The organism is Arthrobacter sp. MOO21, from assembly GCF_057369995.2.
Map to the genome: position 1 here is coordinate 3653521 of NZ_CM170671.2, position 12582 is coordinate 3666102.

The following is a 12582-nucleotide window of genomic DNA, read 5'->3' on the forward strand; positions in this document are numbered from 1 at the left end:
CGCACAGGCCGGCAGCGCACCAACGGGATTGCGCACGAAACCGCGGACTGCGCACACGAACCACCTGCGCACGCCCGGAACTCAGATGGGTTCCTTGGCCAGCGCTTTGGTCCTGGCCGGTGTCTCACGTCCCAGGCGCTCATCGAGCGTGACGCGCAGCCTGGCCGCAGCCACCTGGACCCGGTGCTCGGCCGGGGTGGTCTTCTTCTTCGCCGGCTTGGCGGCGGAATTCCGGGAAGTGTACACAAACCGGTGCTCAGGAGATGCCGCGCTCATGGTCCAACCTCCCTGGTGTTGTTTTCATCCGTTGTTCCATTCTCGCCCAAGTTCGCATCGCCGTCCATGAAGGCCGGGCCGCCCTCCTGGTCATAACCGTCCCCGTTGTCTTCGCCGGAGACGCTCTGCCAGGCAATGTCGAACAATTCGAGTTCCTCGGTGCGGGCAAGCTCGCTGCGGGCCAGGACTTCCAGGGTGGCCAGGCCCAAAGCCTTGGTTCCTTCATCACCGTCCAGCGCGCGGTCCAGGGCCCACTGCGTCCGCCGCCACCATTCCGCCCGGCTGTCCGCCTCGGTCTTTTGCTCCAGGGCCGTCCTGTCAGCCGTGGTGCGTTGCTTCAGCGTTCGCCAGTTGATGTAGAAGGCAAGCAGGGCAGCGATGAGCACCGCCAAAGGGCCCAGCCCGGCGAGGATCACCCACCAGTCGGCCGGCCCTGAATGGACCATGACGTCCAGCGGGGCGGGGGAGGGGGCAGGGCTCATCCAGCCAGCTTAGGCCCCGGCTGCGGCCACAGGCCGGCGGACACCCCGCAACCGCCCAGGCAGAGATGATGACCTTCAGTGCCTTCGTCCCATCAGCCCCCGCGGCGGGAGACGAGGACCGGCCCGCGGGCATGGTGGAGGACAGCGTGGGCGGTGGACCCCAGGGTTTCCTTGACCGCCCCGTAGCCTTTGGTTCCCACAACCAGCACGGCGGCGCCTTCAGACGCCTCGAGAAGGGCTGCCGCCACGGACTTGCCGGACAGGAGCTTTCCCTGCACGTCGACGGCGGGCGCAAGGGCGGCTGCGGCCCGGACCGCCGCCTGCAGGACGTCGTCCCCGGCGGCTTCCGCGTCCGGTCCTCCGTGCTTGGGCCGTGCGTGGGTTTGACGGACATGGACAACGATGAGTTTTGCCCCTGCGCCGGCGGCCAGATGGCTTGCATCCTCCAGCGCGGCCCGGGAGCCTGACCCGTTGACCGCAACGACGACGGGACCGGCCGGGTGCAGATCCTCCCGGATGACGGCAACCGGGCAGGCCGCAGTTGCGGCCAGTTCCAGGCTGACGGAACCGACGAGCAGGCCCAGGAAGCCGCCCAGGCCGCGGCTGCCGACCACCAGCATCCTCCCGCCTGCTGCGGCCTCGGCCAGGAGCTGCGCAGGAAGCCCGTGCAGCAGGGTGCCCCTGATGTCCAGGCCCGGGCCTTCCGCCCTGGCGCACGCAACCCCCTCCTCGAGGATGGACTGGGCAGACTGTTCCAGGCCGCTGCCGGAAACTCCAGGGACTGGTCCCAGATGCCTGGTCAGGAGTGGCCACAGCGAACAGTGCACCACGTGGAGGGGACAACGGGCGGCCCGGGCCTGGCGGACAGCCCAACGCACAGCAGCCGCCGCCTCGGCCGAACCGTCAAAGCCGGCGACTATGGCTCTGGGATCCTGCATGGGTCACCGCGCTCCTCATCAGGGGACCTTAGGCCCTGTGACGGGCCCGTTTCCTGGCTCCATCCTGATTCTACGTAGCGAGGAGCAGCGCATGTCCGCCTGGCAGGAAATCATCACCCCCGGCCGGTTTGACGGCCAGACAGTCATCGTCACCGGGGCAGCCTCCGGCATTGGATTGGCGACGGCGATGCGCGTCGCCCGGGAAGGCGGCCGGGTGGTTGCCAGCGACCTCAGCCGGGAGGGCCTGGACAGACTGGTGGCAGGGAACGGGGAGCTGGACTTCGTGCCGGTCGCCGGAGACATCAGCCAGGAAGACGTGGTGCAGCAGGTGGTCGCGGCTGCGGGCGCCAGGATAGACGGGCTCGCCAACGTCGCCGGCATCATGGACAGCTTCCAGCCGGTGCACGAGGTCGACGACGACACCTGGGACCGGGTATTGAACATCAACCTGACATCCATGATGCGGCTGATGCGTGCCGTGGTGCCGGCAATGCTTACGGCAGGCTACGGCTCCATTGTGAACATCTCCTCCGAGGCCGGGCTGCGGGGATCCGCCGCAGGTGCCGCGTACACCGTGTCAAAGCATGCTGTCATTGGCCTCACCCGCAGCTCCGCAGTGATGTACGCACGCAGGGGAATCCGGGTCAACGCAGTGGCTCCCGGCGGCACCCGGACCAACATCCACGCGGAATTCAAATCCCAGCTGGCCACTGAGGTGCTGGGACCCTTCATGCAGGTGAACGTGCCTCCCATCGCCGAAGCGGGTGAACTTGCTGCCGGAATCACGTTCCTGCTCAGCAGGGACGGTACGAACATCAATGGCGTGGTGCTGGCCTCCGACAACGGGTGGAATGCGGTGTGAGGTTCCGCAGAACGGTAGCCGGAGTTGCTGCCATCTTCCTGGCGCTGACGGCGTTCCTGCTGGGCGGCGCCGCCGTCGCGCTCGCCGTTCCGCCGGTCAGCGTCGACATCCAGGACACGGCAGGGGTACTTGACCGGAACTCGCTGGTGCCCGCCCTTGAACGGCTCGACTTCCATGAACCGACCAGGGTCGTCGTCTACACCTATAACGGCCGGGAAGCGGACAACCTCAACGAGGAGGTGCTGAGGTTCGCCAGGACCCGACACCCGGAATGGATCAGTCCGGACGGGCAGAAATGGGCTGACGGGCTGTTCATCTTCGCGCTCGATCCCGTCGGCCGCCACGTGGGCACCTACATGGGCGAAGACCGGAAAGTGTCCCTCGAACAGCGCAGCGACATCCAGGACGCGGCAAAGGACCTGCTGCGCGACGCCCAGTGGACCGAGGGAACCATAGCCGGCGTGCGGCGCGCAGCCGAACTGATCAACCAGCCGTGGTACCGCTCCGCCGCCTTTGTTGTCACCGCCTGGGTGGCGGGTGGCCTCGCCGCCCTGGGCGCCGCAGCCTGGGTGATTGTCCGGGTCGTGACCAGGGCTTCCTGCCGCAAGCAGCTGGAACGCGGAGACCGCAGCTATGCCAACGTCAGCATGGACCTGGAGGTTACGGAGCTGAACGCCGGCACCATCCCCGCATCGTCGAAGTACGGCAACCAGGTGCTGGAGAAGCACCGCTCATTCCTGAACCGCTACAACGCCGCGAGCGAGCTGTCCAACCGCGTACACGCGCTGGGCGGGCGATCGCTCGGCAGCCGCAAGAACCTGAAACTCGTCCGGGAATACGCCGATGCCGCCGCAGAGCTTGACGCTCTCGACGACGTCATAGCCGACAGCAACGCGTTGCTGAACCGGGCCGGGACCTGGCCCACGGCGTGGGACCGGCAGCTCGCGCCCTTCCGGAACGACCTCGCCGGCCTGGAGCAGCTGCTGGCGAAGCGGCATGGGCAGGGCGATTCGGCCACGGCCACCGCGCTGCGCTCCTTCCGCGACCACAGCCTGCGTGACATCGAACGCTGGACGGCCGAGCTGGCGGAGGGGCGGATGACACCGGAAGATGCCCTCGACCATTTGTATGACGCCCGTTCCCGGCTGTCAGTACTGTTGCAGGAGCACGCCGAAACCGTCATTCACGCGTTCGCGAAAAACGATCGGGAGGCGCGCCTGATGCGCGAACAGATGGAGGGCGCCCAGGAAGGCGCGGACCACCGCCGGCAGCGGACCTACGAGCCGAGCATCCTGGGCACGGTCTATCCGTCCTACTATTTCTTCTCGGTGGCCACTTTTAACTCGGGCCTCAATTCCGGGGTCAGCAGCGTCAACTCGGCACGGGGCGGGGGCGGAAGTACTACCGGGTACGGGAGCAGCGGAGGAAGCTTCTCGGGCTCAGGCAGTTCCTCGGGCTTCTAGCGCTGCCCTCCCGCATGCAGCACGGGCACAATCCTTCCGGTACCGCGCCCGGAAACGGCGGTTAGGCAGCACCCCGGGATCCGAGGGTGCCCGGGCGTGCTCGCCGGACGTCGCGCCCTGGTGCCGCGGCGAGGACGAGGCTAGGCGGTGTCGCGGCACGCGGTGCGGCGACGTCCTCGATCAGGCCCATTCCCGCGCACTCCCTGACATCTTCGATGGCAGCGGCAGCCGCCCATTTATCGCTGAATTGCCCGGACACCGCCAGCACCTTGCCGTTGGCTGCAACCAGCCGGAAACGGATCTGCGCGTCTTCATCGACAAACAGTTCGAACGTACCCGCCATAAGCCTTTGTTCTCCTCAACGTCCCGCCTCCCCTGAATGTGGAGGCTCCAGTGGTCCGCAAGCGGTCCAGCAGGCCACGCAAGTCCCAGCCACTGTGCGTTTTTCGGCCTCCATCCACCGTCCCAGAGGACAGTCCCGCGGATTAGGGACCAAAGTCCCTGATCCTCCGGCCGGCCGGTGTTAGGGGAGCTGACCGGGACAGCCGGACCAGGGCGATTCCGGTTGCGGCGAACCACGCCCAGAGGAGGACCCCGTAGCCCCCGTAGAATTCCGGCAGCGCTTGCCGCAGGACTTCGGACAGGACGCCCAGGACTCCTGTGGCGATGCCCAACCAGGCCAGGAATCGCGGAAAATCAGCCTGGTGCCCCTTGAGCATCGCTGCTCCCGCGAGCAGGATTCCCACCGGGGAAAGGGCTCCCACGATGGCCGGCGTGTTGTTCTCGGCAATGATTGCCTCAGCGGCCGTGGCATAGACCTGCCGCTCTTCATCCGTCGCCGCCGCGACGTACCGGTCGCTGAGGTAGACGAGGTTCAGTGAGCCCCGGCTGCTGACCGGGACGGCCAGCAGCAGTGCCCAGGGCAGGCCGCCGAAGATCAGCGCTGTGAGGGCGAGGCTCTTCTGGACGGTGAAGAGAGCCACGAAAAGCGCCGTGAAGACCAGTACCGGAAGGATATTGGGCAGGATCCACAGGATTTGCTCGGCCACGTAGCCCGGCTTGTTGTCGGCTATGAAGAGGAGGGTGGCTTCGCCGCCATGGACCGGGGGAGGGGCAAGAAGGTCCAGCACCAGCGCCGCCACCAGGAGGAAGACAAAGAGAAGCGCTCCCACGCCTGCGAGGAGGTAGAGAGGCTGCCAGCCCTGTGCGCCATGCTGGGCTGAGGGGCCGGAAGCCGTCGTGCCTGGGCCGGTCATGCCTGCACTGTTCCATCCCGCCACCGCACCCGGTAGTGCCCTTTGTCCCGTGCTCCTTCCTGCTTCTGCTCCTTCCTGTTTCTGCTCCTTTCGCACGGTGCACCGGTGGCGACCTTCGGCCCTGGTGCGGACCGGTTCGGCGATCCTACTCTTGGCAGTGCAGTGGGCCGTGACAACGGGCCTCCGTCCAAAAGTCCGCACTCCGGAGGTAGACACATGGCGGCAGAGGAACGACTCCGCATAGAACTTGAGGATGCCGCCTCCAGCAAATGGTGGGCCCGCATCCTGTACACCCTGGGCTCGCAGTACGGCAGGACGCAGCTGCGCTTTGTTGGCAGGACTCCGGAGGGGCGCAGGCTTTATGCCAGCGACACATTTCCCGGGCCACCGCTGAACGCGACCCCGCCTGAGGAGAAGTGGGCGCCGGGCCTGGAGGCAGGCCTGGCGCAGTTGCGCGGGGAGATAGCGCGTGACGGGTGGCTTGAGACGGGCCGCGGCACACAGCCCTGGGAGCTGACATTCACCCGCCGCCCCGCCCGATAGGGCCGGGACGGTTCCGTCGGGGGAAGCCCGGGTCGGGGGGATAACAGACCGGGAGATGCCACTCATGGAATGGCGTGCAATGAATGGCGGGGCAGGGGCCTCAAGCGACCGGCCAGACCACCCTGGTCTGCCACGTTGCCGGGTCAGGCTGCTCCCGGGGATCACTGAGGTAGTACTCCCACATCACGTCCGCAGGGACGGCGCCGTCGGCTTCCATGCGCTGCCTGATGGCGTCGTAAGTAGCGGTCAGCGTGTCATAGGGGCCGGTGTGGATCGCTTCGAACGCATCGGTTTCCGGAAGCGCCGCGGCCACCACGTCATCCGTCCCCGTGAAGTGCCCGGCGACCGGAAAACCCGCTTCCACGTCGACAGTTTCGGTGGGCATGCCGCGGTACAGCGCAAAGGGCGGACCGGCCGGGCTGGCGCCCTGTGTCTGGACGGCGGCCATGACGGCGCCGAAGGCCCGCTCGAAGAAGCCGGGGAGTGAGTCCATGCGGACTATTTCACGCACCACGGCAACCGGCTGGCCGGTCAGGTGGATCCTTCGGGGCTCCTGGCTGTTCCCATTCATCCCACAAGGCTCAGCCATGACCCCGTCCTGCGACAGGGCATTAGGACTCTAATTTCCAGAGGGCAGAGGGCAGGGCCGGCCGGAAGGGGTCGCAGGTCAGCCGGCCGCTTCGTACGCTTCGCGCATCCACTGGAGCACCTCGTCGTCCAGTTGGGAACTGTCCCGAAGCTCCAGGTGGTGCATCCAGATTCCCGGGGACGGCTGGACTGTTTCCTTGAAGCGGGGTGACGCGGTATTCCTCGGCAGGGGCAGTGACAGGACAAGCGGGACCGTGGACTTGACGTACATGCCGGGGCGCCAGAGATACGCGAAGCCCCGGCGGCGCCGGAACGCCACCTGGCTCTTGGAAACACGGACTTCCATCGGCCCCAGGCTGTCCGCCATCCGCTTCACCGCCTGGTAGAGCGCATACGCGGGTGCTGCGCCCTCGAAGAACCGCTCCACTGCCCACGGCTGCATGGCGGGAGGCGGGCTGTCGGGGCGGGTCATCAAGGTTCGGGCTCGCGGGGCTCCGCCGCCTGCGCTGCTTCGAGGTCGGCGGCCCAGGCAGCGGCGCGCTCCACCTCACCGCTGAGCAGCGGGCCCTCGCTGCCCTTGACGTAGAAGGCCATGGGGCCGCCCACGATGCTGGCGCCGGCACTCTTGAGGGCCTTGGTCATCTTCCCTGCGGCGTCACCGTGGATGAAGAGCTTGACCCTGGTATCGAAGGCGGCCGCCTTCACACCCGCGAGCCCCGTCCCGCCAGGTCATCCAGCACCTTGCTGATCTTCGGGGTCGGTCGCCAGCCGTTGATGGGACTGCCGACGACGAGGAGGTCACCCGGGTGCAGCGCGCCGGCGTCGAATCCGTCCACAGGAACAGCGGCTGCGCCGCCCAGGTGCGATGCCACCTCCTCCGCAATGGTCCGGGTGTTGCCGTAGGCGGAGTCGTACAAAACAATCGTTGTCATGTCGGTCCTTTCCCGGAAATCGACGATGTCCAGGTAGCTCCCCTCCACGATGCGCCCTGCCGGGACTTGTCGGGAGGGCCGAAAGTCATGACCGCCCGCCCATGGTGGCGGCAGGGCGAAGTGCCCTACCGCAGGAAACGGCAGGGCCGTAGGCTCGGGTTATGCGTCGTGACCGCTCCCGGCCCGGGTGCCCGGGATGAGGAAGCAGGCGCCCCATCCCGGGGTGTCTCCCGGAAAGACAGCCCCGGCTGCTGATACCGGCGAACCGGGACTCCCCGCCGGGAACCGGCTGGTTCGCTTCATCCGGCTGTATCCCGTCGTCGCGCTCACCTGCCTGGTGTTGCTGGCCGTGCTGCTGTTGCTGCGGGCCGGCCTGGAACCGCAGGTGAGGGTGCTCGGTTCTGCCTATGCCGGCGTGGTGGTGCTGGCGCGCGTGCCGAAAATGGTGCGTGCCCTGCGTGAGGGGCGCTGGGGGATAGACCTGCTGGCCCTCATGGCCGTTGCCAGCACCATCGCGGTAGGCGAGTACCTTGCCGCGCTGGTCGTCATCCTGATGCTCACCGGCGGGGAAGCGCTGGAAAACTTCGCCCAGGGCCGTGCCGCCCGCGAATTGAGGTCACTGCTGGACAGGGCCCCGCGCTTCGCGCACCGCGAAAGCGCGGCCGCAGTCCTCGACGACGTCCCGATCGGCGACGTGGCCCCCGGGGATGTGCTCGTGGTGCGCCCCTCCGAGCTGGTACCCGTTGACGGCGAGCTCCTGTCCGGCTCCGCCAGCCTGGACGAATCATCCTTGACGGGGGAGAGCCTGCCCGTGGAGCGGTCCCGGGGAGAGCTTCTGCTCAGCGGCTCGGTGAACGGCGAGGCGGCCATCAGGATGCGGGCCACTGCCACGGCAGCGGAGTCCCAGTACAGCCGCATCATCGCCCTGGTGGAGGAGGCCTCCAGCAGCCGGGCCCCGGTGGTCCGGCTCGCCGACCGCTATGCCGTCCCCTTCACCTTCCTCGCCTTCGCGATGGCAGGCACCGCCTGGTTCCTGGCCGGCGATCCGCTGCGCTTCGCGCAGGTGCTGGTGGTGGCCACCCCCTGCCCGCTCCTGATCGCGGCGCCCGTGGCGTTCCTCGCCGGCACCAGCCAGGCCGCCCACAAAGGCATCATCATCAAGAACACCAAGACGCTGGAACAACTGGCCAGGGCGCGCACAGCGGTGTTCGACAAGACCGGGACCCTCACCTCAGGGCGGCCCGTCCTGGACCACATCCGGGTACGCGATGACGGCGCGGGCGCCGCCGCCAGTCCGGAGCGGATCCTGCAGCTCGCGGCGTCCGCCGAGCAGTATTCCTCGCATGTCCTGGCAGCCTCCGTCATCGAGGCCGCCGCAGCAGCCAGGCTCGAACTGCTGCCCGTCCAGAACGCCACCGAATCGGCAACGCAGGGCGTGGAGGCCCTGTGCTGTGGACGCCGGGTGGTGGTGGGCAAAGCGGGCCTTGTGCGCAGTGTGTCAACGGGCTTCCGGGATTCGGCGCTCCAGAGCGGCCAGCTCGCCGTGCACGTGGCGATCGACGGGGTGTACGCGGGTGCCCTGGTGATGAAGGACCCGCTGCGCCACGACGCCGTCGCCACGCTCGCGCGGCTGCAGGGGCTTGGCGTGCGGAACACGATGCTGCTGACCGGTGATGCCCAAGCGACCGCTGCCCACATTGCGGAGGAGGCCGGCATCGGCACAGTCCAGGCGGAGTGCCTTCCGGAGGACAAAGTCCAGGCAGTGGCGGCCATTGCGGACCGGCCGGTGCTGATGGTCGGTGACGGGGTGAACGATGCACCCGTCCTGGCCGCAGCGGACGTGGGCATCGCGATGGGAGCCAAGGGCGCCACAGCGGCCAGCGAATCCGCGGACGTGGTGGTGATGCTGGATGATCTTTCCAAGGTCGCCCAGGCGGTTGCCATCGGGAAGCGGACCGTCGCGGTGGCACTGGTGAGCATCTGGACGGGCATTGGACTGAGCATCGGGCTGATGGCAGTGGCCATGACGGGCTACATCCCTGCCGTCACCGGGGCCCTGCTGCAGGAACTGGTGGACCTGGCAACAATCCTGAATGGCCTTCGGGCACTCCACGGCGCGACCGGAAACCCTGACACAGCCGGCCGGGCATGACTTTCGGCCCTTCCCCCGGCCTGCCCGGGCCGGGAACGTGGTGTCTATGAATGCAGAAACAGCCCCGAAGCCCGTGATCGTCGGTGTCGATGGTTCCGAATACTCCTCCGCCGCCCTGCGGTATGCGGGCACGCTGGCGGCGCGGCTGGGCACCCGGCTGGAGGTGATCACGTGCGTCGGTATGCCGGACTACCTGGTGCTGTCCCGCCTTGAGGGCGCCGACCGGCAGTTCACGGCGAGGCTGGAGGACGCAGCCCGCCGCCTGGTCGAGGAAGCCCTGGGCCGGGCATTCTCCGGGGACCGGCCCGGAGAGATGGAAGTTGCGGTTAAGTTCGGGCCACCGGCGAAGGTGCTGGTGGAGGAAAGCAAACGGGCCCAGATGCTGGTGGTTGGCAGGCACGGCGAGGGCGGCCTGCTGGGAACGTCCATGGGCTCCGTCAGCAAGGCATGCGCCGCGCATTCGGCGTGCCCCGTGCTGTTGGTGGGGCAGGAGGCGGACGCCGTGTGAGGGCTGCCGAGGGCCTGACCTCGGAGCGGGCGGCCGCACTCCTGAAGGAGTCGGGACCCAACCTGCTTCCGGCGGAGAAACCGGTCCCGCAGTGGCGAAAGCTCTGGGGGGAGATGACGCACTTCTTCGCGCTGATGCTGTGGTGCGCCGCCGGGCTGGCCTTCCTCGCAAACATGCCCCAGCTCGCTGTGGCGATCATCGTCGTCGTCATTGTCAACGGCGTTTTTGCCCATATCCAGCAGGAGCGGGCCCAGCATGCAGCCGCCCGGCTGCGCGGACTGCTGCCGGCCGACGTCGTGGTGCGCCGGGACGGCCGGGTCCGCAAAGTGCACGCCAGCGAACTGGTGACGGGCGACGTCGTGCTGCTCACCGCCGGTGACCGCATCCCCGCCGATGTTGCCATGCTCTCCGCCTCGGCCTGTGCCGTGGACGAATCGATGCTCACCGGAGAAAGCGAACCGGTGGCAAAAACTGCCGGCGACTCCGGGTGGGGAGGCACGTTCCTGGTCAATGGCGAGGCCGAAGCCGCCGTGACCGCGACGGGCGCCGGGACCCGGCTGGCCGGCATCGCGGCCCTGACCAGCGGCGCGGTGCCGCCTCCCACGCCGCTGTCCCTGGAACTTCGCCGGATCGTCAGGGTCATCGCGGGGGTGGCCCTGGCCATTGCCGGCCTCTTTTTCCTGGTGTCGCTGCTGGTGGGCTTCCAGTGGCGGGATTCGTTCCTCTTCGCTATTGGCGTTGCTGTGGCGCTGGTCCCTGAGGGGCTCCTGCCCACCGTCACCCTGTCACTGGCGATGGGCGCCCAGCGGATGGCCTCCCGGGACGCCCTGGTGCGCAACCTGGAGGCGGTGGAGACCCTGGGATCCACCACTTTCATCTGCACTGACAAAACGGGGACCCTGACGCAGAACCGGATGAACGCCGTCGAGGTCTATACGGCGGAAGGATCCGTCCAGGTCGCGGGGGAGGGATATGCCCCCGTGGCCGTGGTCCACGGGCAGGGCACGGAAAAGGCCGCGGAGGCCGCAGTGGCGGCCCGGGCGGCTTCCCAGGGCCGGGCCGAGCTGCGCGGCGGGCAATGGCACGCCCAGGGGGACCCGATGGAAGCGGCCATGGATGTCCTCGCCCGCAGGCTGACCGGCACCGAAGCCACCATGGTGCCTGCCAGGCGCCTGCCTTTCGACCCCGTGCGGCGCCGCGAGTCGGTGGTCATGGGGGCGGAGCTCTTCTGCAAGGGGGCTCCCGAGACAGTGCTTCCCCTGTGCGGGTCCGTGCCCGGGCACGTAAAGGAACAGGTGGAGGTGATGGCATCGCGCGGCCTGCGGGTTATCGCGGTGGCACGACGGCGGCTGGCGGGGCCATCCGGGGAGTGGCAGTCAAGCACCGCGGGAGACCTGGAAACCGGCCTCGAGCTGCTGGGGTTGATCGGGCTGCAGGATCCGCCCCGGCCGGACGTGGGCGAGGTGATCCGGACGGCCCGCCAGGCCGGCCTGAAGATCGCAATGATCACCGGCGACCACCCCGCCACTGCGGCAGCCATCGCCCGCCAGATTGGGCTGATAGGGTCGCCGGAACGCATTTACGAGGGATCGGACCTGCCCGACGACGACCAACTGCTGGGTGCGCTCCTTGACCGTGACGGGGTGGTGGTCAGCCGGGTGTCCCCGGAGCAGAAGCTCCGCGTGGCCAAGGCGCTGCAGGCCCGCGGGCACGTGGTGGCCATGACCGGCGACGGCGTCAACGACGGGCCGGCCCTGCGTGAAGCGGATATCGGCGTGGCCATGGGCCGGAGTGGAACCGACGTTGCGCGCGAAGCCGCGGACCTTGTCCTGCTCGACGACCATTTCGGCACCATTGTCTCGGCCATCGAACAGGGCCGCGCCACCTATTCGAACATCCACCGGTTCCTGACCTACCACCTCACCGACAACGTCGCGGAACTGACCCCCTTCGTCATTTGGGCGCTGTCCGGCGGCAGGTTCCCGCTGGCCCTCGGTGTCCTGCAGATCCTGGCGCTGGACATCGGCACCGACCTGCTTCCCGCCCTGGCCCTGGGCGCTGAGCCGCCCGCCAAACATGTCCTGGCCCGTCGCGCCGAGCGGCGGCACCTCATGGACCGGCGGCTGATCGTGAGGGTGTTCTGCGTGCTTGGGCCGGTAGAAGCGGCAATCGAGATGGCGGTGTTTTCCGCTGTCCTTGCCGAGGGCGGCTGGACCCGCGGCACCGCCCCGGAGGCAGGCCTGCTGATGGCTGCATCAGGTGCCGCCTTCACTGCCGTGGTGCTGGGACAGCTGGCCAACGCCTACGCCTGCCGGAGCGCCACGGTCCCGCCCTGGCGGCTTGGCTGGGGCACGAACAGGCTCCTCGCCAGTGCTGTGCTGGCCGAGCTGGGGATCCTTGCCGTATGCCTGTACGTGCCATACCTCGCAGCCCTGCTGGGCCAGGCTCCGCCGCCGCCCCTGGGCCTGCTGCTGGCACTGCTGGCCGTGCCGGCGGTGTTGCTGGCGGACTGGACCCATAAAGCCATCCGGGGACGTGCCCGGCGCGGCCAGGGCGCGGCAGGGACCTAAGACTCTGCCGTG

Annotated in this window: 15 protein-coding genes; 6 read left to right on the forward strand and 9 right to left on the reverse strand. The window is 68.2% G+C overall.

The genetic code is table 11. The features are described from left to right. Positions 1-81 precede the first annotated feature (81 nt). The 3 genes from AC2JAJ_RS17000 to AC2JAJ_RS17010 all read right to left on the reverse strand — a co-directional run bounded on the left by AC2JAJ_RS17000 (position 82) and on the right by AC2JAJ_RS17010 (position 1696). Complete coding sequence (locus tag AC2JAJ_RS17000; RefSeq protein WP_473697087.1) at positions 82-276, reverse strand: hypothetical protein; 195 nt, start codon at positions 274-276, stop codon at positions 82-84. Continuing rightward, positions 273-758: a hypothetical protein gene (locus tag AC2JAJ_RS17005; protein ID WP_486415089.1), complete on the reverse strand. Its 486-nt coding sequence runs from the start codon at positions 756-758 to the stop codon at positions 273-275. Before AC2JAJ_RS17005 ends, AC2JAJ_RS17000 begins: the two co-directional genes overlap by 4 nt. A gap of 92 nt (positions 759-850) precedes the next feature. Further along, entirely contained in the window at positions 851-1696 is an 846-nt protein-coding gene (locus tag AC2JAJ_RS17010; RefSeq protein WP_486415088.1) for a universal stress protein, read from the reverse strand. Positions 1697-1787: 91 nt separating this feature from the next. On the opposite strand from AC2JAJ_RS17010, the gene AC2JAJ_RS17015 reads away from it, so the two are divergent. Both AC2JAJ_RS17015 and AC2JAJ_RS17020 read left to right on the forward strand, forming a co-directional pair. After that, complete coding sequence (locus AC2JAJ_RS17015) at positions 1788-2558, forward strand: SDR family NAD(P)-dependent oxidoreductase (protein ID WP_486415087.1); 771 nt, start codon at positions 1788-1790, stop codon at positions 2556-2558. Beyond that, positions 2555-4021 (forward strand): DUF5129 domain-containing protein, encoded by a 1467-nt coding sequence (locus AC2JAJ_RS17020; protein WP_486415086.1) that lies wholly within the window; start codon positions 2555-2557, stop codon positions 4019-4021. The genes AC2JAJ_RS17015 and AC2JAJ_RS17020 overlap by 4 nt, the downstream gene beginning before the upstream one ends. Positions 4022-4082: 61 nt before the next feature. Here AC2JAJ_RS17020 and AC2JAJ_RS17025 read toward each other — a convergent pair whose 3' ends face one another. Then, entirely contained in the window at positions 4083-4364 is a 282-nt protein-coding gene (locus AC2JAJ_RS17025; protein WP_486415085.1) for a YegP family protein, read from the reverse strand. Between the two features lie 142 nt (positions 4365-4506). Then, the gene (locus AC2JAJ_RS17030) at positions 4507-5277 is read right to left on the reverse strand and encodes a DUF4386 family protein (protein ID WP_486415084.1); all 771 of its coding nucleotides are present in this window, start codon (positions 5275-5277) and stop codon (positions 4507-4509) included. Positions 5278-5493: 216 nt separating this feature from the next. Here AC2JAJ_RS17030 and AC2JAJ_RS17035 point away from each other — a divergent pair, with 216 nt between their 5' ends. Continuing rightward, positions 5494-5820, forward strand: a complete 327-nt coding sequence (locus AC2JAJ_RS17035) for a hypothetical protein (RefSeq protein ID WP_486415083.1) — start codon at positions 5494-5496, stop codon at positions 5818-5820. A 100-nt stretch (positions 5821-5920) separates the two neighbouring features. Here AC2JAJ_RS17035 and AC2JAJ_RS17040 read toward each other — a convergent pair whose 3' ends face one another. The 4 genes from AC2JAJ_RS17040 to AC2JAJ_RS17055 form a co-directional block, all read right to left on the reverse strand. Then, positions 5921-6391: a GyrI-like domain-containing protein gene (locus tag AC2JAJ_RS17040; protein ID WP_486415082.1), complete on the reverse strand. Its 471-nt coding sequence runs from the start codon at positions 6389-6391 to the stop codon at positions 5921-5923. Between the two features lie 96 nt (positions 6392-6487). After that, a complete protein-coding gene (locus AC2JAJ_RS17045) occupies positions 6488-6880 on the reverse strand; it encodes a DUF5655 domain-containing protein (RefSeq protein WP_501053218.1) in 393 nt (130 codons plus the stop codon). Then, positions 6880-7113, reverse strand: a complete 234-nt coding sequence (locus tag AC2JAJ_RS17050; protein ID WP_486415080.1) for a hypothetical protein — start codon at positions 7111-7113, stop codon at positions 6880-6882. Before AC2JAJ_RS17050 ends, AC2JAJ_RS17045 begins: the two co-directional genes overlap by 1 nt. Beyond that, complete coding sequence (locus tag AC2JAJ_RS17055) at positions 7110-7340, reverse strand: flavodoxin family protein (RefSeq protein WP_486415079.1); 231 nt, start codon at positions 7338-7340, stop codon at positions 7110-7112. The genes AC2JAJ_RS17050 and AC2JAJ_RS17055 overlap by 4 nt, the downstream gene beginning before the upstream one ends. 196 nt (positions 7341-7536) lie before the next feature. Between AC2JAJ_RS17055 and AC2JAJ_RS17060 the strand changes: the two genes are divergently transcribed. Genes AC2JAJ_RS17060 through AC2JAJ_RS17070 form a run of 3 tightly spaced genes read left to right on the forward strand, consistent with a single transcriptional unit; the run spans position 7537 to position 12570 of the window. Beyond that, complete coding sequence (locus AC2JAJ_RS17060) at positions 7537-9492, forward strand: heavy metal translocating P-type ATPase (RefSeq protein WP_486415078.1); 1956 nt, start codon at positions 7537-7539, stop codon at positions 9490-9492. Between the two features lie 46 nt (positions 9493-9538). Continuing rightward, positions 9539-10000 (forward strand): universal stress protein, encoded by a 462-nt coding sequence (locus AC2JAJ_RS17065; RefSeq protein WP_221385902.1) that lies wholly within the window; start codon positions 9539-9541, stop codon positions 9998-10000. Continuing rightward, the gene (locus AC2JAJ_RS17070; protein ID WP_486415077.1) at positions 9997-12570 is read left to right on the forward strand and encodes a cation-translocating P-type ATPase; all 2574 of its coding nucleotides are present in this window, start codon (positions 9997-9999) and stop codon (positions 12568-12570) included. The genes AC2JAJ_RS17065 and AC2JAJ_RS17070 overlap by 4 nt, the downstream gene beginning before the upstream one ends. Positions 12571-12582 lie beyond the last annotated feature (12 nt).

Coding starts and splice junctions, on each gene's coding strand:
- AC2JAJ_RS17025 (WP_486415085.1), bottom strand. CDS start 4,364: ATGGCGGGTACGTTCGAACTGTTTGTCGATGAAGACGCGCAGATCCGT.
- AC2JAJ_RS17065 (WP_221385902.1), top strand. CDS start 9,539: ATGAATGCAGAAACAGCCCCGAAGCCCGTGATCGTCGGTGTCGATGGT.
- AC2JAJ_RS17005 (WP_486415089.1), bottom strand. CDS start 758: ATGAGCCCTGCCCCCTCCCCCGCCCCGCTGGACGTCATGGTCCATTCA.
- AC2JAJ_RS17010 (WP_486415088.1), bottom strand. CDS start 1,696: ATGCAGGATCCCAGAGCCATAGTCGCCGGCTTTGACGGTTCGGCCGAG.
- AC2JAJ_RS17055 (WP_486415079.1), bottom strand. CDS start 7,340: ATGACAACGATTGTTTTGTACGACTCCGCCTACGGCAACACCCGGACC.
- AC2JAJ_RS17000 (WP_473697087.1), bottom strand. CDS start 276: ATGAGCGCGGCATCTCCTGAGCACCGGTTTGTGTACACTTCCCGGAAT.
- AC2JAJ_RS17035 (WP_486415083.1), top strand. CDS start 5,494: ATGGCGGCAGAGGAACGACTCCGCATAGAACTTGAGGATGCCGCCTCC.
- AC2JAJ_RS17040 (WP_486415082.1), bottom strand. CDS start 6,391: ATGAATGGGAACAGCCAGGAGCCCCGAAGGATCCACCTGACCGGCCAG.
- AC2JAJ_RS17060 (WP_486415078.1), top strand. CDS start 7,537: ATGAGGAAGCAGGCGCCCCATCCCGGGGTGTCTCCCGGAAAGACAGCC.
- AC2JAJ_RS17015 (WP_486415087.1), top strand. CDS start 1,788: ATGTCCGCCTGGCAGGAAATCATCACCCCCGGCCGGTTTGACGGCCAG.
- AC2JAJ_RS17045 (WP_501053218.1), bottom strand. CDS start 6,880: ATGACCCGCCCCGACAGCCCGCCTCCCGCCATGCAGCCGTGGGCAGTG.
- AC2JAJ_RS17030 (WP_486415084.1), bottom strand. CDS start 5,277: ATGACCGGCCCAGGCACGACGGCTTCCGGCCCCTCAGCCCAGCATGGC.